Raw genomic sequence first — 18657 nt, 5'->3', positions numbered from 1 at the left:
ACCGTGGAGATCAGTTGATGATTTACGAAGGTAAAGCCATCACGGTTAAGGCTCTTGAGGGCGGTATCGTCGAACTGAAGTTCGACCTCAAGGGTGAGTCCGTCAACAAGTTCAACCGTCTCACCCTGAACGAACTGCGTGATGCAGTCGCAGCCATCAAGGCCGATGCTTCGGTCAAGGGCGTGATCGTCAGCAGCGGCAAGGACGTATTCATCGTCGGCGCCGATATCACTGAATTCGTCGACAACTTCCAGTTGCCTGACGAAGAACTGGTGGCCGGCAACCTCGAAGCCAACAAGATCTTCAGCGCGTTCGAAGACCTCGAAGTTCCCACCGTTGTCGCTATCAATGGCATCGCCCTGGGTGGCGGCCTGGAAATGTGCCTGGCAGCCGACTACCGCGTGATGAGCACCGTCGCCAAGATCGGCCTGCCGGAAGTCAAGCTGGGCATCTACCCAGGCTTCGGCGGCACCGTGCGTCTGCCGCGCATCATCGGCACCGACAACGCCATCGAGTGGATCGCCTCCGGTAAGGAGAACCGCGCCGAAGACGCACTGAAAGTCGGCGCCGTCGACGCCGTGGTCGCTCCCGAGCTGCTGCAGGCCGGTGCCCTGGACCTGGTCAAGCGCGCCATTGCCGGCGAGCTGGACTTCAAGGCCAAGCGTCAGCCGAAGCTGGAAAAGCTCAAGCTCAACGCCATCGAACAGATGATGGCCTTCGAGACCGCCAAGGGTTTCGTTGCCGGCCAGGCCGGTCCGAACTACCCGGCCCCGGTAGAAGCCATCAAGACCATTCAGAAGGCCGCCAACTTCGGTCGCGAGAAGGCGCTGGAAGTCGAGGCAGCCGGTTTCGTGAAACTGGCCAAGACTTCGGTCGCCACCAGCCTGATCGGACTGTTCCTGAATGACCAGGAACTGAAGAAGAAGGGCAAGCAGTACGACGAAGCTGCCAAGGACGTGAAGCTGGCTGCTGTTCTCGGCGCTGGCATCATGGGTGGCGGCATCGCCTACCAGTCCGCCTCGAAGGGCACTCCGATCCTGATGAAGGATATCCGCGAAGAGGGTATCCAGATGGGCCTGCAGGAAGCGTCCAAGCTGCTCGGCAAGCGCGTCGAGAAGGGCCGCATGAAGCCTGAGAAGATGGCTGAAGCGCTGAACGCGATTCGTCCGACCATGTCCTACGGCGACTTCGGCAATGTCGACATCGTGGTCGAGGCTGTGGTCGAGAACCCGAAGGTCAAGCATGCCGTGCTGGCCGAGGTGGAAGGCCATGTGCGTGAAGACGCCATCATCGCCTCGAACACCTCCACCATCTCCATCAGCTACCTGGCTCAAGCCCTGAAGCGCCCGGAGAACTTCGTCGGCATGCACTTCTTCAACCCGGTGCACATGATGCCGCTGGTGGAAGTGATCCGTGGCGAGAAGTCCAGCGAAGTGGCCGTTGCCACCACCGTTGCCTACGCCAAGAAAATGGGCAAGAACCCGATCGTGGTCAACGACTGCCCCGGCTTCCTCGTCAACCGCGTCCTGTTCCCGTATTTCGGTGGCTTCGCCAAGCTGTTGGAGTTCGGCGTCGACTTCGTACGAATCGACAAGATCATGGAGAAGTTCGGCTGGCCCATGGGTCCGGCCTACTTGTCCGACGTTGTCGGCATCGACACCGGTCACCACGGTCGCGATGTGATGGCCGAAGGCTTCCCGGATCGCATGGCGGTTGAAGGCAAGACGGCCGTCGACGTGATGTACGAAGCCAATCGCCTGGGCCAGAAGAACGGCAAGGGCTTCTACGCCTACGAAACCGACAAACGCGGCAAGCCGAAAAAGGTTACCGATCCGGTTGCCTATGAAGTGCTGAAGTCGATCGTCAAGGAGCAGCGCGAGCTGACTGACGAAGACATCATCAACTTCATGATGATCCCGCTGTGCCTGGAAACCGTACGTTGCCTGGAAGATGGCATCGTAGCGACGGCTGCCGAGGCCGACATGGGCCTGATCTACGGCATCGGCTTCCCGCCCTTCCGTGGTGGTGCGCTGCGCTACATCGACAGCGTCGGTGTGGCCGAATTCGTAGCCATGGCCGACAAGTACGCCGACCTGGGCGCGCTGTATCACCCGACCGCCAAGCTTCGCGAAATGGCCAAGAACGGCCAGAAGTTTTTCGGCTAATTGAGCGAGAGTGAAGAATATGAGCCTGAATCCTAGAGATGCAGTCATTGTCGACTTCGGTCGCACCCCGATGGGTCGCTCCAAGGGTGGCATGCACCGCAACACCCGTGCCGAGGACATGTCGGCCCACCTGATCAGCAAGCTGCTGGAGCGCAACGCCAAGGTCGACCCGGCGGAAGTCGAGGACGTCATCTGGGGCTGCGTGAACCAGACCCTGGAGCAGGGCTGGAACATCGCACGCATGGCGTCGCTGATGACCCAGATCCCCCACACCAGCGCCGGCCAGACCGTCAGCCGTCTGTGCGGTTCGTCCATGAGCGCCCTGCACACCGCCGTGCAAGCCATCCAGACCGGCAACGGCGACGTGTTCGTAGTCGGTGGCGTGGAGCACATGGGCCACGTGGGCATGATGCACGGCGTCGATCCGAACCCGCATATGTCCCTGTATGCCGCCAAGGCCTCGGGCATGATGGGGCTGACCGCCGAAATGCTCGGCAAGATGCACGGCATCAGCCGCGAAGCTCAGGATCAGTTCGGTGTGCGTTCGCACCAGCTGGCCCACAAAGCTACCGTCGAAGGCAAGTTCAAGGATGAAATCATCCCGATGCAAGGCTACGACGAGAACGGCTTCCTGAAGGTGTTCGACTTCGACGAAACCATTCGTCCGGAGACGACGCTGGAAAGCCTGGCCAGCCTCAAGCCGGCGTTCAACCCGAAAGGCGGCACCGTGACTGCGGGTACTTCCTCGCAGATCACCGACGGCGCATCGTGCATGATCGTCATGTCCGCTCAGCGTGCTCAAGACCTGGGCATCCAGCCGATGGCCGTGGTTCGTGCCATGGCGGTTGCCGGTGTTGACCCGGCGATCATGGGTTACGGTCCGGTGCCATCCACTCAGAAGGCGCTCAAGCGCGCTGGCCTGACCATGGATGACATCGATTTCGTTGAGCTCAACGAAGCCTTCGCTGCTCAAGCACTGCCGGTGCTGAAAGACCTCAAACTCCTCGACAAGATGGAGCAGAAGGTTAACCTGCATGGCGGCGCCATCGCCCTGGGTCACCCGTTCGGCTGCTCTGGTGCCCGTATTTCCGGCACCTTGCTGAACGTGATGAAGCAGAACGGCGGTAATCTGGGCGTGTCCACCATGTGCGTGGGCCTCGGCCAGGGCATCACCACCATCTTCGAGCGCGTCTGAGCGTAGCGGAGATGAGGAAACCGGGGCCTTGTGCCCCGGTTTTTGCTTTTATGTGGAGAAACTTCGCAGGAAATTTCTCTCAAGGGCTGGCCTCGGGCCGAATGAAGCGGCACCATGCGCAACCTTTGCGGGATAGCCTGCATTCATCACTGTGAGGCAACCATGAGCCTGCAACCGGGTCTCTATCGTCACTACAAAGGTCAGCAATACAGGGTCATAGGTATTGCCCGGCACTCCGAAACCGAGGAGGCGCTGGTGGTTTACCAGGCCCTTTACGGTGAGTACGGCCTTTGGGTGCGTCCGCTCAGCATGTTCACCGAGACGGTTCAGGTGGACGGCGAGCAGATCGCGCGCTTCGCTTTGGTGAGTGCCGAGCCAGATCCCTTTCCGCAGCCCTGAGGGGCGTGGACAGGGCCAGGGGCGCGCTTGACCGCGCTGCGCTGGCCACTATATATAGCGGTGCCGCGACAGGCGGCTCCCGCTTTTTAAATATTTCATTCAGGAACACACCGATCCATGGGCAAATCGCTGGTCATCGTGGAATCCCCGGCCAAGGCCAAGACCATCAACAAGTACCTGGGCAACCAGTACGTGGTGAAGTCGAGCATCGGCCATATCCGTGACCTCCCCACCAGCGGTTCGGCGAGTACCGCCAAAGAGCCGGCCAAGCGTGGCAAGGCCGCTGCTGAAGCTCCCGCCCTGTCCGCCAAGGAAAAGGCCAAGCGCCAGCTGGTTGCCCGTATGGGCGTCGATCCGGACCACGGCTGGAAGGCCAAGTACGAGATCCTGCCCGGCAAGGAAAAGGTGATTGAGGAATTGCGCCGCCTGGCCAAGGATGCCGACACCATTTATCTCGCAACCGACTTGGACCGCGAAGGGGAGGCCATCGCCTGGCACCTGCGGGAATCCATCGGTGGCGATGACAGCCGCTACAAGCGCGTGGTGTTCAACGAAATCACCAAGAAGGCCATCCAGGAGGCCTTCTCCCAGCCCGGCGATCTCGATATCAATCGTGTCAACGCCCAGCAGGCTCGCCGCTTCCTCGATCGTGTAGTGGGCTACATGGTCTCGCCGCTGCTTTGGCAGAAGATCGCCCGCGGCCTGTCCGCTGGCCGCGTGCAGTCCGTAGCAGTGAAGCTGGTAGTGGAGCGCGAGCGCGAGATTCGCGCCTTCGTTCCGGAAGAGTACTGGGAAGTGCATGCCGACCTCGGCACCACCAAGGGCGCCAAGGTGCGCTTCGAAGTGGCCCGTGAGAATGGCGAGGCCTTCAAGCCGCTCAATGAAGCCCAGGCCATGGCGGCCCTGGAGAAGCTCAAGGCCTCCAGCTACACCGTGGCCAGGCGCGAGGACAAGCCGACATCCAGTCGCCCGTCCGCGCCCTTCATCACCTCTACCCTGCAGCAGGCCGCGAGCAATCGGCTGGGCTTCGGGGTGAAGAAAACCATGATGATGGCGCAGCGTCTCTACGAGGCCGGCTACATCACCTATATGCGTACTGACTCGACCAATCTCTCGGCCGACGCCATTTCCATGGTGCGTGACTTCATCGAGGGTGAGTTCGGTCAGAAGTACCTGCCGGCCAAGGCGAACGTCTATTCCAGCAAAGAAGGCGCCCAGGAGGCTCACGAGGCGATTCGCCCGTCTGATGTCAACCTGCGCCCGAACCAGCTGTCCGGCATGGAGCGTGACGCCGAGCGCCTGTACGACCTGATCTGGCGCCAGTTCGTGGCCTGCCAGATGCCGCCGGCCGAATACCTGTCCACCAGCGTCAGCGTCACTGCCAGCAAGTTCGAGCTGCGCGCGAAGGGCCGCATCCTCAAGTTCGATGGTTACACCCGCGTTCTGCCGCAGCAGAGCAAGCCGGGCGAGGACGACGTGCTGCCGGAAATGACGGAGGGCGAGCTGCTCAAACTGCACACTCTCGAGCCCAGTCAGCACTTCACCAAGCCGCCAGCGCGCTATTCCGAGGCCAGTCTGGTCAAGGAACTCGAAAAGCGTGGCATCGGCCGTCCATCCACCTACGCGGCGATCATCTCCACCATCCAGGAGCGTGGTTACGTGACGGTACATAACCGCCGTTTCTACGCGGAGAAGATGGGTGACATCGTCACTGAGCGTCTGAGCGAAAGCTTCGCCAACCTGATGGACTATGGCTTCACCGCCGGTATGGAAGAGCATCTGGACGATGTGGCTCAGGGTGAGCGCGACTGGAAGCATCTGCTGGACGAGTTCTACGGCGACTTCAAGAAAAAGCTGGAGCTGGCCGAAGGCGCCGACAATGGCATGCGCGCCAACCAGCCGACTTTGACCGACATCGCCTGCCGCGAATGCGGTCGCCCGATGATGATCCGTACTGCGTCCACTGGCGTGTTTCTTGGCTGCTCCGGCTACAGTCTGCCGCCGAAAGAGCGCTGCAAGGCCACGATCAACCTGGTGCCGGGTGATGAGATCGCCGCGGATGATGAGGGGGAGTCCGAATCTCGCGTGTTGCGTGGCAAGCACCGTTGCCCGATCTGCTCCACTGCGATGGACGCCTATCTGCTGGACGAGACTCGCAAACTGCATATCTGCGGTAACAACCCGGATTGCTCGGGCTACGAGATCGAGCAGGGTCAGTATCGCATCAAGGGCTACGAAGGTCCGAGCCTTGAGTGCGACAAATGCGGCAGCGAGATGCAGCTCAAGACAGGTCGTTTCGGCAAGTTCTTTGGCTGTACCAATGCCAGTTGCAAGAACACCCGCAAGCTGCTGAAGAGTGGCGAGGCGGCGCCGCCGAAGATCGACCCGATCCGCATGCCTGAGCTGAAGTGCGAGAAGGTCGACGATATCTATGTGCTGCGTGATGGCGCTTCGGGGCTTTTCCTGGCAGCCAGCCAGTTCCCAAAGAACCGTGAAACCCGCGCCCCGTTGGTGAAGGAGCTGATCCCCCACAAGGATGAGCTGGACGCCAAGTACCACTACCTGCTGGATGCGCCGACGAAAGACCCTGAAGGGCGTCCGTCGGTGATCCGATTCAGTCGCAAGACCAAGGAGCAGTACGTACAGACTGAGGTCGAAGGTAAGCCCACTGGCTGGCGCGCCTTCTACGATGGCGGCAAGTGGAAGGTCGAAGATAAGCGCTGACCGACTGCAGCGCGCCCGGATCCGGGCGCGCATATACTGCCCGAGTCCCCTGTGGAGGGTGCCGTCATGGCCCATGAGCTTTATACCCGCACCAACCAGAAACTCTTTTTCGCTGGTCTGTCGCTTGAGTCCTGGCGCAAGGCGGAAGAGGGTAGGGCGATGAATGCCCAGGCGCTGGTGCAGTCCGAGCGTGAGGCTTCGCTCTTCCATCTTTATGGTGCGCTGCTAGGCCTTTGTCATGAGATCGCGGGTTACTACCGCCTTCCCGAGGCCAATTCGCCGCGTGTCGAGCTTGTGTTAACCCCAGAGGTGCTGGCCGTCGCGCCCAGCCCGGAGCTGGCTGAGCTGGTGGAGCTGGCTCAGCAAAGCGAAACCTGGTTGGCCGCGCTTTTGGCAGCGTATCGTGGACTGTTCCAGCCGCCGCAGGCTCCAAAGCAGGCAAAAGTCGATCCCACACTGCCGCTGATTACCGCAGTCAGTCTGGAGGAGGAGGTGGCGCCTTTGTCGCGGGAGACGCTGGAGTCCTGGCGACAGAGTCTGAAATCCCTTGCCTTGCGTTTCCGCGAAACCCTGAGCGAGTGCTGATTTGATCGATGGGCTAGGGCGTACTGGCGGCTCGCTGTTACAATGGTCGCCTTTCGTGGAGATTTGAACTTATGCCTACGTCCTTTCTGGAAATAGTCGAGCTGCCTGATGGGCGCATTATTCTGCGCCGGGCCGAGGACGAGGAGGCGTTGGTGACGCTGGACTTCTCTGCCGATGCCAAGGCTTTCCTTCAGGGGCATCACCTGGAAGTCGCCAAGGCCATGCTGAATGTCGGCGTGCAGATGGCTGGCCGACTGGCCGAAGGCGACATGGACCATCAAGACGGTCCGCGCGTTCTGCATTGATTTCTGGAGCCTAATCTACCTTTGATTCGGTTACCGTCTGATGTCAAAGGCCTTAGGTATCACCTGGCGCCCGCTGTCCTTATCACCCCAGAAGAATGTTAAGGCTTTGCGCGCTACCCTCGCGTGCCGCGTGGGCCAGTCTGCGTTTGGCCTTTTGCCCAAGTTGCAGCCAGCTCACTACTGTGTGGCTGCGGCCCAATCGCAACGCCTCGCATGCCAGTTCCAGGGCGCTTTGTTCGCCGCGTGGTTGCAGGAGCAGTATGCGTTCGCGGTTCAGGCCGGACTCGCGCAACCAGTCACGGGTCAGGCCGGAGGGGGCGCCGATCAGTGTCAGCCAGCGTGCGTCCTGTTCTTCGCTGAGTTCCCGAAGCACCGACCCCAGCAGGCTTCGGCAGTGCCCAGTGGCGCCTCGAAGCGAGAGCTCGCTGAAGGCTTCCGGCTCTTCCGGGTGGGGTTCTTCCACTACATCGGTCAGCATCGGGACCACGGGGGTGGCCAGGATGGCGTCGTGGAACAGGGGGAGCTGAGACCGGCCAAGCGACTGCGGGAACTGCATAGAGCCTCCTTTAGCGGCGGATCACGCCGACACTCAAACCTTCGATCACCAGGTCCTGCTCATCCAGGTTCACTTCGATGGGGGCGAACTCGGGGTTCTCGGCGATTAACCAGACCTTGTCGCCTTCTCGTTTGAAGCGCTTGACCGTGACTTCTTCGCCGAGTCGAGCTACCACCACCTGGCCGTTGCGGACTTCGCGGGTGCTGTGTACGGCCAGCAGGTCGCCGTCATAGATGCCGATGTCCTTCATGGACATGCCGCGAACGCGCAGCAGGTAGTCGGCACGGGGATGGAAGAAGTCGGGATTGATGCGGCAGGATTCTTCTATGTTCTGCTGGGCAAGGATCGGCGCGCCAGCGGCGACCCGGCCGATCACCGGCAAACCATCGTCTTCGTTGCTACCAGGCTCGAAGCCAGGGATGCGGATGCCGCGGGATGCGCCCGGGGTCATCTCGATGGCGCCTTTGCGGGCGAGTGCCTTGAGGTGCTCCTCGGCGGCGTTTGGCGACTTGAAACCGAGTTCTTGGGCAATTTCCGCCCGGGTCGGGGGGAAGCCGTTATCTTCAAGGCAGCGCTTGATGAATGCGAGAATCTCGGCTTGGCGGTGCGTCAGTTTCAGCATGGCGGCGCTCTGTTTTTTTATACAGTGACTGGGATTATATACAGTGGCGTGACCTTGGCAACGCTTCTTTTTATGGAGAGAAGAGAGATTGCGGCTCAAGGTTGGGCAAGGCTGCTGTTGCGCTGGCTACGGGGAGGGTGACCATTGCGTCAGATAGTGGTGCGCATGGCTTGACAAGCTGACCGGATGAAACGTATGTTTCAAACAAGTGTTTGTCAGGCGGAGGAGCCATGGCCCAGTCGGAAACCGTTGAACGCATTCTGGATGCTGCGGAACAGCTGTTCGCGGAGAAAGGCTTTGCCGAGACTTCGTTGCGCCTGATCACCAGCAAAGCTGGGGTCAACCTGGCGGCTGTGAACTACCATTTCGGCTCTAAGAAAGCGCTGATCCAGGCAGTTTTCTCGCGTTTCCTCGGCCCGTTCTGCCAGAGCCTGGAGCGCGAACTGGACCGCCGTCAGGCCAAGGCAGAGAGCAAGGCCAGCCTTGAAGAGTTGCTGGAAATGCTCGTTGAGCAGGCGCTGGCGGTAAAGCCCCGCAGTGGCAATGACCTTTCGATCTTCATGCGTCTGCTTGGGCTTGCATTCAGTCAGAGCCAGGGGCACTTGCGCAAGTACCTCGAAGAAGTTTACGGAAAGGTTTTCCGCCGTTACATGCTGCTGGTGAACGACTCCGCTCCCAAGGTTCCGCCACTCGAGCTGTTCTGGCGAGTGCATTTCATGCTCGGAGCTGCTGCTTTCAGCATGTCGGGTATCAAGGCGTTGCGCGCCATGGCAGAAAACGACTTTGGCGTGAATACCTCGATCGAGCAGGTCATGCGTCTGATGGTGCCGTTCCTGGCAGCCGGTATGCGTGCCGAAACCGGGGTCACTGACGAAGCCCTGGCTAGTGCGGTGCTCAAACCGCGTAACAAGGCCCTGGCGGCACCTGCCAAGGCTTAAAACCATATGGGCGCAGGCGAGCTGATCGGCTAAGCTTGCGACCCATGCAAAACCTCGATCTTCTGCATATCTCCATCGCTGACCAACAGCTCTACGGCTTTGCCGGGGGGCAGTTGGTTCTGCGCATGTCTGTGTCTACTGCCCTGAATGGTGCAGGTGAGACGAATGGTTCCAACTGCACCCCCCGTGGGCTGCACCAGGTCCGCGCCCGGATCGGCGAGGGCCTGCCTCTCGGTGCAGTGCTTCGTGGTCGGCGCTGGACGGGTGAAGTCTGGAATGCCGAACTCCACGAGCGCTTTCCGGGGCGGGACTGGATCCTTAGTCGTATCCTTTGGCTGAGCGGTTGCGAGCCTGGTCACAATCGACTTGGCAAGGTGGACAGCTTCCGCCGCTACATCTACTTGCACGGTACGCCGGATACCGAGCCCATGGGGGTAGCCCGCTCGCATGGGTGCATTCGTCTGCGAAATGTCGATGTGCTGGAACTCTTCGATCGCGTACCCGTCCACTGTGCGGTACGCATTGACGAAGCACCTTGCCCGGTCTGGGCGACGGCACAACTCTCTTAAGGATTTTTCATGCAAGGTTCCCTGATGCTGGATATCGGCGGCACCTGGCTGACCGCCGAGGATCGGCAGATCCTCCGTCAGCCGGAAGTCGCCGGTCTTATCATCTTTGCCCGCAATATCGAGAGCCCGCGCCAGGTGCGCGAACTCTGCGCTGCGATTCGCGCTGTTCGGCCAGACCTGATTCTTGCTGTCGATCAGGAAGGCGGCCGTGTACAACGCCTGCGCCAAGGCTTCCTGCGCTTGCCGGCAATGCGCGCCCTGGCTGACAACGACAATGCCGAGCAACTGTCCGAGCAGTGCGGCTGGCTGATGGCGACCGAAGTGCTCGCAGTTGGCCTGGACATCAGCTTCGCCCCGGTGCTGGACCTTGACCACCAGCGCAGCGCCGTTGTCGGCAGTCGTGCCTTCGAGGGCGACCCTGAGCGTGCCGCGCGCCTGGCTGGCGCTTTTATTCGCGGTTTGCGGCAGGCGGGTATGGCTGCCACCGGCAAGCATTTCCCAGGCCACGGCTGGGCAGAGGCGGACTCCCACGTGGCGATTCCCACCGACGAGCGCAGCTTGGAGCAGATTCGCCAGGCCGACCTGGTCCCGTTCGCTCGTCTGGCCGCGGAACTGGACGGCATGATGCCTGCCCACGTCATCTACCCGCAGGTGGACGCCCAGCCTGCTGGTTTCTCCCGGCGCTGGTTGCAGGACATCCTGCGAGGCGAACTGAAATTTTCCGGTGTCATATTCAGTGATGACCTGTCCATGGCCGGCGCCCACGTGGTAGGTGATGCCGCCGAGCGCATCGAGGCTGCGCTGACAGCCGGTTGCGACATGGGGTTGGTGTGCAATGACCGCGCTTCTGCAGAGTTGGCCCTGGAGCGCCTGCAGCGCTTGAGAGCCAAGCCACCGACCAGACTGTCGCGAATGCGCCGCCGTGCCTTCCCCGGCACCGAATACCGCCAGGATCCCCGCTGGTCGCAGGCCGTTGCCGCCTTGCGCGAAGCCCAGTTGATCGATTGAGGAACTGACATGACCGTCTACGCCATTATTGGTGGTACAGGCCTGACCCAGCTCGATGGCCTGAGCATGAAAGCCCTGCTCCACCCTGATACCCCCTACGGCGCGCCGTCGGCCGGAATCGTTCATGGCGAGTACGCCGGGCACGACGTGCTGTTCCTTGCACGCCATGGCCATCCGCATCGCATTCCGCCGCACCAGGTGAACTATCGCGCCAATCTCTGGGCGCTCAAGCATGCCGGCGCGCAGGCGGTAATCGCTGTGAATGCCGTGGGCGGCATTCACGCGGCCATGGGTAGCGGCCACCTGGTGGTGCCACATCAGGTGATCGACTACACCCATGGTCGTGTCGGCACCTACTTCGAAGGCGATCTGGACCACGTCACCCACATCGACTTCAGCCATCCCTATGACGAAGCCCTGCGCGCCGAGCTGCTGGCGGCGCTGAACGCGTGCGACTACCCGCACAGTGATTTCGGCGTTTATGGCTGTACCCAGGGTCCGCGCCTGGAAACCGTGGCCGAGATCGCCCGCCTGGAGCGCGACGGCTGTGACATCGTTGGCATGACCGGCATGCCTGAAGCAGCGCTGGCCCGCGAGCTGAACCTGCCGTACGCCTGTCTCTCCCTGGTGGTGAACCCGGCTGCCGGCAAGTCGGAAGGCATCATCACCATGGCCGAGATCGAGGCTGCGCTGGCCGAGGGTATCGGCAAGGTACGCAATGTCCTCGCCCATGTGCTGAAAGGCTGAGGCCATGTCTTCCGCCGGCAGGCACACGCGTTGATGGCTGTCGGCGGCTGAGTCGTTCGCAAATGGGCGTGTCAGCGCTAAGCCGCGTCAGCTGCCAATCACGCGAGGCGGGGCAGTGGGGCGAAGAGGGCGTCGAGATCCGCTTCCCGTAGTCTCCAGCCTTCTTTCTCGCGACCGTCGAGAATGCCTCGCGCCAGCGCGTCCTTCTGGGCCTGAAGTTGCTGGATCTTCTCTTCCACCGTTCCTCGTGAAATTAGTCGATAGACGAATACCGGCTTGTCCTGGCCAATGCGATAGGCTCGGTCGGTTGCCTGGCGCTCCACGGCCGGGTTCCACCAGGGGTCGTAGTGGATCACGGTATCGGCCGCGGTCAGGTTCAGGCCGGTGCCACCGGCCTTGAGGCTGATGAGGAAAAGCGGCACCTCGCCGGCCTGGAAGCGCTGTACTGGCGTGCGTCGGTCCCGCGTGTCGCCGGTGATCTGCACATAGTCGATGGCGCGCTTGTGCAGTTCGTCTTCGATCAGCGACAGCATGCTGGTGAACTGCGAAAACAGCAGTACCTTGCGGCCCTCGGCGATCAGCTCCTCCAGCATTTCCATCAGGCTGTCCAGCTTGCCTGAGCTGCTGCCCCGTGAGCGGACGCCGCTTTCTTCGATCAATCGGGTGTCACAGCACACCTGGCGCAGCTTCAGCAGGGCTTCCAGGATCACGATCTGGCTGCGTGCCAGGCCCTTGCGGTCGATCTCGTCGCGCACTTTGTGGTCCATTGCCAGGCGCACCGTCTCGTAGAGGTCGCGCTGGCGGTCGCTGAGTTCGACCCATTGCGTGATCTCGCTCTTGGCCGGCAATTCGGTGGCCACGGCTTCCTTGCTGCGGCGCAGCAGGAAGGGCTTGAGGCGGGCATTGAGATGGGCAAGGCGGGTGGCGTCGCCATGCTTCTCGATGGGGTTTCGGTAGTTCCGCAGGAAGCTCTGGCTGTCACCCAGCCAGCCGGGCATCAGGAAGTGGAACAATGACCAGAGTTCGCCCAGGTGGTTCTCCAGTGGTGTGCCGGTGAGGCAGAGCCGCTGGCGTGCTTCCAGTTGGCGCGCCGCCTGGGCCGCTTTGCTGGTGGGGTTTTTGATGTACTGCGCCTCGTCGAGGATCAGCAGGTGCAGCGGAAGCTCCGCGAACTGCTCCAGGTCTCGGGGCAGCAGGGCGTAGGTGGTCAGTAGCAAGTCGTACTCGGCCATTCGCTCGAAGGCTTTCTTGCGGCCAGGACCGTGCAGGGCGAGGGCGCGCAGATCAGGCGCGAAGCGTTGGGCCTCGTCCAGCCAGTTGGGTATCAAACTGGTGGGCATCACCACCAGGGTCGGGCGATCCAGGCGACCGGCTTCCTTCTCCAGCAGTAGGTGGGCCAGGGTCTGCAGGGTTTTGCCCAGCCCCATGTCATCACCGAGGATGCCGCCGGCGCCAACCTCCCGCAGGGTCTGCAGCCACGCGATGCCCTCGAGCTGGTAATGGCGGAGTTCGGCATTCAGGCCCTTGGGTGGATTGATAGTGACCTTGCCGCTGTCACGCAGCTTTCGCGCCAGGTCGCGTAGCTCATCACCGCCTTGCCAGTGCAGGTCCAGGCCTTCCAGCTGGCTCAGGCGCGCTGCGTCGGGGCGGGCCAGGCGCAGTCTTTGGGTTGGGTCCTGATCGCGCTGATAGAGCTCGCCCAGGGTGGTCAGTACGGGCTTGAGTCGGGAAAACGGCAACATCACCTGCAGCGGGCGGCCATCCGCGGCGCGGGTGGCGTCCAGTTGCAGGCGCAACTGGTCATCGTCCTTGCGCCGTTGGAGGTTCTGCGGGTCGAGTAGCTCAGGGTTGCGTTGGATCAGGCGCAGAAGGACCGGTAACAGGCTGATGCGGCGACCCTCGACGACAATGCCCAGCTCCAGGTCAAACCATTCGCGGCCGGGCGCTTCGTCCACTTCGGCGTACCAGCCTTCGACCTGGCTGAGGTCGAACTGGAATCCCGGGCGAATATCGATGTGCCAGCCCTGCTCGCGAAGTGCGGGTAAGTTCTCTCGCATGAAGTGCAGCCAGTCTTCGTCGCTGGGCAGCTCGAACATCTCCGCGCTGTTGGCGGGCAGGGCCAGGCTCTGCCGCAGGGCTTCCTTGAAACCCAGTTGGCGCAGCCTGTCACGCCAGGCCTGCTCAGTCTTTGGGTGGCGGGCAATGGCAAGGCGCTCGCCATTGCTGCGGTGATGCAGTCGTTCCGGTTTCGCCGGTTTGCCGTGGGTGTGTGCGCCACCATAGTCGAACACCAGGCCGGCGCGGTGCTGCTGGCTGCCGACCATGCGTCCGCTGCGCAGGTCGTACTGGCTCTGGGCATGGCTGCCGAGGATCAGGTGCGGAAGTGGCTGCAGGTCGTCCACCTGACGCTCGCTGGGTGGCGTCGGGATTTGCCAGCCGGTGGTGGGCTGGTTAAGTAGGTAGGTGATGGCAGCGACGCAATGCTTGCAGTTGAAACTCACCGGGCAGCTGCAGCGACCGACCACTCCGAGCCCCTTCGGTGCCAGGCGGATCAGTTGGGTGTAGACGTGGCCTGCGGAGCCTTCGCAGCTCGTCTCGATGGCCTTGTCGCTCAGACTCAGCAGGCGGATGCGACCTTCGGTGGCGTACTTGAGGCCACGGGAAAGGGCGCCCGGATCGAAATCCAGGCGCCATTCCAGCTGTCTCAATTGGTCGAGCAGGGCACTCATGGCGCCTTAGAGCGGGCTAACGCGAATCAGGATGCCCAGGTTTCCGTGGTCAAGGTAGGTAAGTTCGCCGTTCTTCAGGCGAGTACCCTGGCGCAGACGTTCGCTGCTGCTGATCAGGCCACTGCTGTCGAATTGGTTGATCCAGAAGTCGGCCTGGGCGTCGACACTGCGATCGAGGGTGAGTGCCAGCGTGCCTTCCACGGGGTAATGCCCCAGCTGCTGTTCGCCGGACGTCACCGATACCGTGTTCGGAATCGCCGACAGGTTTTGCGACCAGGCCTTGTGCATTAGCACTTCGTAGCCGGCGTTGGGGTTCAGCTTGGCCGCTTCGCCATCCAGTGCGGTGCCGCGCTCGCTGCCGGCGATGGATTGGCTGCCTGCGGCCCAGTCGTCCGGAGCGGGCTGGCTGGCCGGGATGGGATCGCCGGCCTGGCGGAAGATGATCATCTCCACCGAGTAGAGACCGTCGGCAAAGGCCGCCGGGGCCAGCAGGGCGAGCAGCAGGGCGAAGTTTCGGATGGCACGCATGGGTTGTTCCTTATAGGGGCAATCATTCCGCAGACTACTGCGGGGTCAGGCGTTCGAATAGCGCCTCGAGTGTGTTGAAGCGTTCTTCCGGGCGCTCCATGGGCACCTGGAACTTGAACAGGGTGGCACCTTCGAACTTGTAGCGCTTGGGCTGGCCCTGGATCAGTTTGATCAGTACCAGCGGGTCGACGCAGGTCGAGGCGTCGAACTCGATGCGACCCCCTTGGGGGCCGGCATCGACCTTCTTGATGCCGAGTTTCTCGGCCTGCAACTTGAGCAGGGTCGTGCGCACCAGGTGCTTGGTGGGCTCGGGCAACAGGCCAAAGCGATCGATCATTTCTACTTGCAGTTCCTTCAGGCCGTCTTCGTCAGCTGCCGAGGCAATGCGTTTGTAGAGGATCAGGCGCGCATGCACGTCGGGCAGATAATCCTCGGGAATCAGCGCCGGCACCCTCAGGTTGATTTCCGGCCCGCCGCCCAGCGGCTGCTCAAGGTTCGGTTGCTCGCCCTTGCGTATGGCCTTCACCGCACGTTCGAGCATTTCCATGTAAAGCGTAAAACCGACGGCCTGGATCTGCCCGCTCTGGCCTTCGCCCAGCAGTTCGCCGGCACCGCGGATTTCCAGGTCGTGGGTGGCAAGAACGAAGCCGGCGCCCAGGTCCTGGGCGTTGGCGATGGCCTCCAGGCGCTTTTCGGCATCCGGGGTCATCTGCTTGCGCGGTGGTGTCAGTAGGTAGGCGTATGCCTGGTGATGGCTGCGGCCGACCCGGCCGCGCAACTGGTGCAGCTGGGCCAGGCCGAATTTGTCGGCGCGTTCGATGACGATGGTGTTCGCGCTGGGTACGTCGATGCCGGTTTCGATGATGGTCGACGCCACCAGCACGTTGAAGCGCTTGTGGTAGAAGTCGCTCATCACCTGTTCGAGATCGCGTTCGCGCATCTGGCCGTGGCCGACGGCAATGCGCGCTTCAGGAACCAGTTCGGCCAGTTCGGCGGCGCACTTCTCGATGGTCGCCACCTCGTTGTGCAGGTAGTAGACCTGGCCGCCACGCAGTAGCTCGCGGAGCAGGGCTTCCTTGATCGCCGTGTTCTGCCGTTCCATGACGAAGGTACGTACCGACAGGCGGCGCGCTGGCGGCGTGGCGATGATCGACAGGTCGCGCATGCCCGCCACCGCCATGTTTAGGGTGCGCGGAATCGGTGTGGCGGTCAGGGTGAGGATGTCCACCTCGCTGCGCAGGGATTTCAACTGTTCCTTCTGGCGCACGCCAAAACGGTGCTCTTCGTCGATGATCGCCAGGCCCAGGCTCTTGAAGTTCACGTCACCCTGCAGGAGCTTATGGGTGCCGATGATGATGTCGATCTTGCCTTCGGCCAGTTGCTGAGCCGCGCCTTCCACCTCCTTGGCGGACTTGAAGCGGCTCATTACCTCCACGGTTACGGGCCAATCGGCGAAGCGATCGCGGAAGCTGTTGTAGTGCTGCTGGGCGAGCAGGGTGGTGGGCACCAAGACTGCGACCTGCTTGCCGCTGTGTACCGCGACGAAGGCCGCACGCATGGCGACTTCGGTCTTGCCGAATCCAACGTCGCCGCACACCAGCCGGTCCATGGGTTTGGGCGCCAGCATGTCGGCCAGCACGGCTTCGATGGCGGCCTGCTGGTCGGGCGTTTCCTCGAAAGGGAAACCGGCGGCGAAGGTGGCGTAATCCACCGTTGGGTCCTTGAACGCATAACCCTCGCGGGCGGCGCGGCGCGCATAGATATCCAGCAATTCGGCTGCGACGTCACGGACCTGCTCGGCGGCCTTGCGCTTGGCTTTCTGCCAGGCTTCGGAGCCCAGGCGGTGCAGCGGTGCCAGGGCGTCGTCGCTGCCGGTGTAGCGAGCGATCAGGTGCAGGCTGGCCACTGGCACGTAGAGCTTGGCCTCCTCGGCGTACTGCAGGGCGAGGAACTCGGCGGCCTGGCCTTCGATTTCCAGAGTGATCAGGCCGAGGTAGCGGCCGACGCCATGGTCGATGTGCACCACGGGGGCGCCCTCGCGCAGCTCGGCGAGGTTCTTGATCACGTTGTCGCCGGCGTCGCTGCGACGTTCGCGGCGGCGTCGCTGCATCACCCGCTGGCCGAACAGCGGGCTTTCGGCGATCAGGGCCAGGCCCGGGTCGTCCAGTAGCAGCCCTTCATCCAGTGGCGCAATGGTAATGGCCAGGCGTTCGGAACTGGCTACGAACTCCGGCCAACCCTCGACTTCCTGTGGACGCAGCTTGAGGCGCGCCAGCATTTCCAGCAGCACCTCGCGGCGGCCAGCGGATTCGGCGCTGAACAGCACGCGGCCAGGGAAGTCCTCGATAAAGCGACGCAGAGCTGCAAGGGGTTCGGTGGCCTTGGCCTGGATCGCCAGGTCGGGCAGGGCGCGGGCGGAGAATCGTTCGCGACCGACGCCGGGTTCGACGTCTTCCTGGCTCAGCACCAGCCGGGGCGAGCCTTTCAGGCGGGCGAAGCAGTCTTCCACCGGCAAGAACAGCTCGGCGGGTGGCACCAAGGGGCGTTCAGGGTCGACGCGACGCTCCTCGTAGCGATTGCGCACGTCGGTCCAGAACTGCTCGGCAGCCTGCTCGATGCCCGGCAGGGAGAACACCTGGGTGTCGGTCGGCAGGTAGTCGAAGAGCGTGGCCGTTTCCTCGAAGAACAACGGCAGGTAGTACTCGATGCCGGCCGGCGTGATGCCGCTGGCCAGGTCCTGGTAGATGGGGCAGCGGCGGAAGTCGACGTCGAAGCGCTCGCGGAAGCGACCGCGAAAGTCGGTCACGGCCTTCTTGTCCAGTGGGAACTCGCGGGCCGGCAGCAGGCGGATCGATTCCACCTTGTCCACCGAACGCTGGGTTTCCGGATCGAAGGTTCGCAGGGTTTCGATCTCGTCGTCGAACAGGTCGATGCGATACGGCAGGTCGCTGCCCATGGGGAACAGATCGATCAGCGCGCCGCGCACGGCGAACTCGCCGTGTTCGTAGACCGTATCCACACAGCGATAGCCGGCTGCTTCCAGGCGCAGGCGCATCTGCTCCACGTCCAGCCTCTGGCCGACATCCAGCACCAGGCTGGACCCCAGCAGGAAGCGCGTCGGCGCAAGGCGGTGCAGGGCGGTGGTTATGGGCACCACAAGCACGCCGCGCTTGACCCCGGGCAGTCGGTAAAGGGTATCGACGCGCTGGGAAATGATGTCCTGGTGCGGCGAGAAGAGGTCGTAGGGCAGGGTTTCCCAGTCAGGAAAATGCAGAACGTCGAGGTCAGGGGCGAAAAAGGCCAGCTCCTGCTCCAGGCGTTCGGCGGTCTGGCTGTCGGCCGTCAGCAGCAGCGTGAAACGCTTGCCGGCGCTGGCGGCTTCGGCGATCGCCAGGCTCAGGGCGGCACCAGGCAGATTGCCCCAATGCTGCTTGCCGGCGGAGGAGGGGAGGAGCGGGAGGCGCAGTACGGACACGGGCAAGAGGCTCCGGTCGGAAAAAGATCGGCGGATTGTAACTATCCCGACTAGCGGATGTCAGTGTTGAGGCCGCTGCTGATTGCCGGCGCCTGCGTGCGCCGTCATAATG

15 protein-coding genes are annotated in these 18657 nt (G+C 62.3%); 10 read left to right on the top strand and 5 right to left on the bottom strand.

All coding sequences use genetic code 11. The features are described from left to right. Positions 1–17: 17 nt before the first annotated feature. The 6 genes from fadB (at position 18) to G559_RS0117495 (ending at position 7373) form a co-directional block, all read left to right on the top strand. Positions 18–2165 carry a fatty acid oxidation complex subunit alpha FadB gene (fadB, locus tag G559_RS0117520; RefSeq protein ID WP_028629484.1) on the top strand — a complete coding sequence of 716 codons (2148 nt, stop codon included), beginning with the start codon at positions 18–20 and terminating at the stop codon, positions 2163–2165. A gap of 19 nt (positions 2166–2184) precedes the next feature. Continuing rightward, positions 2185–3360 carry an acetyl-CoA C-acyltransferase FadA gene (gene fadA / locus G559_RS0117515; RefSeq protein WP_028629483.1) on the top strand — a complete coding sequence of 392 codons (1176 nt, stop codon included), beginning with the start codon at positions 2185–2187 and terminating at the stop codon, positions 3358–3360. Positions 3361–3522: 162 nt separating this feature from the next. Next, on the top strand, positions 3523–3759 hold the full coding sequence (locus tag G559_RS0117510) for a DUF1653 domain-containing protein (protein ID WP_028629482.1): 237 nt from the start codon (positions 3523–3525) through the stop codon (positions 3757–3759). Between the two features lie 117 nt (positions 3760–3876). Next, positions 3877–6483: a type I DNA topoisomerase gene (gene topA, locus G559_RS0117505; RefSeq protein WP_028629481.1), complete on the top strand. Its 2607-nt coding sequence runs from the start codon at positions 3877–3879 to the stop codon at positions 6481–6483. Positions 6484–6549: 66 nt separating this feature from the next. Further along, a complete protein-coding gene (locus G559_RS0117500; RefSeq protein ID WP_028629480.1) occupies positions 6550–7068 on the top strand; it encodes a DUF6586 family protein in 519 nt (172 codons plus the stop codon). Positions 7069–7139: 71 nt separating this feature from the next. Continuing rightward, entirely contained in the window at positions 7140–7373 is a 234-nt protein-coding gene (locus G559_RS0117495; RefSeq protein ID WP_028629479.1) for a hypothetical protein, read from the top strand. A gap of 82 nt (positions 7374–7455) precedes the next feature. On the opposite strand, the gene sulA is transcribed toward G559_RS0117495, so the two are convergent. Together sulA and lexA are read right to left on the bottom strand one after the other, a co-directional pair. Continuing rightward, positions 7456–7929 (bottom strand): SOS-induced cell division inhibitor SulA, encoded by a 474-nt coding sequence (gene sulA / locus G559_RS0117490; RefSeq protein WP_028629478.1) that lies wholly within the window; start codon positions 7927–7929, stop codon positions 7456–7458. Between the two features lie 10 nt (positions 7930–7939). Next, complete coding sequence (gene lexA, locus G559_RS0117485; RefSeq protein WP_028629477.1) at positions 7940–8551, bottom strand: transcriptional repressor LexA; 612 nt, start codon at positions 8549–8551, stop codon at positions 7940–7942. Positions 8552–8781: 230 nt separating this feature from the next. On the opposite strand from lexA, the gene G559_RS0117480 reads away from it, so the two are divergent. The 4 genes from G559_RS0117480 to G559_RS0117465 are packed head-to-tail and all read left to right on the top strand — an operon-like array spanning position 8782 to position 11813. After that, on the top strand, positions 8782–9489 hold the full coding sequence (locus G559_RS0117480) for a TetR/AcrR family transcriptional regulator (RefSeq protein WP_028629476.1): 708 nt from the start codon (positions 8782–8784) through the stop codon (positions 9487–9489). A gap of 44 nt (positions 9490–9533) precedes the next feature. Next, positions 9534–10058: a L,D-transpeptidase gene (locus tag G559_RS29950; protein ID WP_081668104.1), complete on the top strand. Its 525-nt coding sequence runs from the start codon at positions 9534–9536 to the stop codon at positions 10056–10058. 9 nt (positions 10059–10067) lie between these two features. Beyond that, entirely contained in the window at positions 10068–11066 is a 999-nt protein-coding gene (gene nagZ / locus G559_RS0117470) for a beta-N-acetylhexosaminidase (protein WP_028629474.1), read from the top strand. A 9-nt stretch (positions 11067–11075) separates the two neighbouring features. After that, complete coding sequence (locus G559_RS0117465) at positions 11076–11813, top strand: S-methyl-5'-thioinosine phosphorylase (protein ID WP_028629473.1); 738 nt, start codon at positions 11076–11078, stop codon at positions 11811–11813. A gap of 98 nt (positions 11814–11911) precedes the next feature. Here G559_RS0117465 and G559_RS0117460 read toward each other — a convergent pair whose 3' ends face one another. Genes G559_RS0117460 through mfd form a run of 3 tightly spaced genes read right to left on the bottom strand, consistent with a single transcriptional unit; the run spans position 11912 to position 18545 of the window. Beyond that, on the bottom strand, positions 11912–14542 hold the full coding sequence (locus G559_RS0117460) for a DEAD/DEAH box helicase (RefSeq protein WP_028629472.1): 2631 nt from the start codon (positions 14540–14542) through the stop codon (positions 11912–11914). A 6-nt stretch (positions 14543–14548) separates the two neighbouring features. Next, positions 14549–15070 (bottom strand): CsiV family protein, encoded by a 522-nt coding sequence (locus tag G559_RS0117455; protein WP_028629471.1) that lies wholly within the window; start codon positions 15068–15070, stop codon positions 14549–14551. A 34-nt stretch (positions 15071–15104) separates the two neighbouring features. Further along, positions 15105–18545 carry a transcription-repair coupling factor gene (gene mfd, locus G559_RS0117450; protein WP_028629470.1) on the bottom strand — a complete coding sequence of 1147 codons (3441 nt, stop codon included), beginning with the start codon at positions 18543–18545 and terminating at the stop codon, positions 15105–15107. Positions 18546–18657: the final 112 nt, after the last annotated feature.

The organism is Metapseudomonas resinovorans DSM 21078 (genome assembly GCF_000423545.1).
GTDB classification, from domain to species: Bacteria; Pseudomonadota; Gammaproteobacteria; order Pseudomonadales; family Pseudomonadaceae; genus Metapseudomonas; species Metapseudomonas resinovorans.
The sequence above is the reverse complement of the archived record's forward strand: the minus strand, read 5'-3'. Positions and strand labels throughout refer to the sequence as shown.

Excerpts from the sequence above, each read along its gene's own strand:
- fadB (WP_028629484.1), top strand. The coding sequence starts at position 18 with ATGATTTACGAAGGTAAAGCCATCACGGTTAAGGCTCTTGAGGGCGGT.
- fadA (WP_028629483.1), top strand. The coding sequence starts at position 2,185 with ATGAGCCTGAATCCTAGAGATGCAGTCATTGTCGACTTCGGTCGCACC.
- G559_RS0117510 (WP_028629482.1), top strand. The coding sequence starts at position 3,523 with ATGAGCCTGCAACCGGGTCTCTATCGTCACTACAAAGGTCAGCAATAC.
- topA (WP_028629481.1), top strand. The coding sequence starts at position 3,877 with ATGGGCAAATCGCTGGTCATCGTGGAATCCCCGGCCAAGGCCAAGACC.
- G559_RS0117500 (WP_028629480.1), top strand. The coding sequence starts at position 6,550 with ATGGCCCATGAGCTTTATACCCGCACCAACCAGAAACTCTTTTTCGCT.
- G559_RS0117495 (WP_028629479.1), top strand. The coding sequence starts at position 7,140 with ATGCCTACGTCCTTTCTGGAAATAGTCGAGCTGCCTGATGGGCGCATT.
- sulA (WP_028629478.1), bottom strand. The coding sequence starts at position 7,929 with ATGCAGTTCCCGCAGTCGCTTGGCCGGTCTCAGCTCCCCCTGTTCCAC.
- lexA (WP_028629477.1), bottom strand. The coding sequence starts at position 8,551 with ATGCTGAAACTGACGCACCGCCAAGCCGAGATTCTCGCATTCATCAAG.
- G559_RS0117480 (WP_028629476.1), top strand. The coding sequence starts at position 8,782 with ATGGCCCAGTCGGAAACCGTTGAACGCATTCTGGATGCTGCGGAACAG.
- G559_RS29950 (WP_081668104.1), top strand. The coding sequence starts at position 9,534 with ATGCAAAACCTCGATCTTCTGCATATCTCCATCGCTGACCAACAGCTC.
- nagZ (WP_028629474.1), top strand. The coding sequence starts at position 10,068 with ATGCAAGGTTCCCTGATGCTGGATATCGGCGGCACCTGGCTGACCGCC.
- G559_RS0117465 (WP_028629473.1), top strand. The coding sequence starts at position 11,076 with ATGACCGTCTACGCCATTATTGGTGGTACAGGCCTGACCCAGCTCGAT.
- G559_RS0117460 (WP_028629472.1), bottom strand. The coding sequence starts at position 14,542 with ATGAGTGCCCTGCTCGACCAATTGAGACAGCTGGAATGGCGCCTGGAT.
- G559_RS0117455 (WP_028629471.1), bottom strand. The coding sequence starts at position 15,070 with ATGCGTGCCATCCGAAACTTCGCCCTGCTGCTCGCCCTGCTGGCCCCG.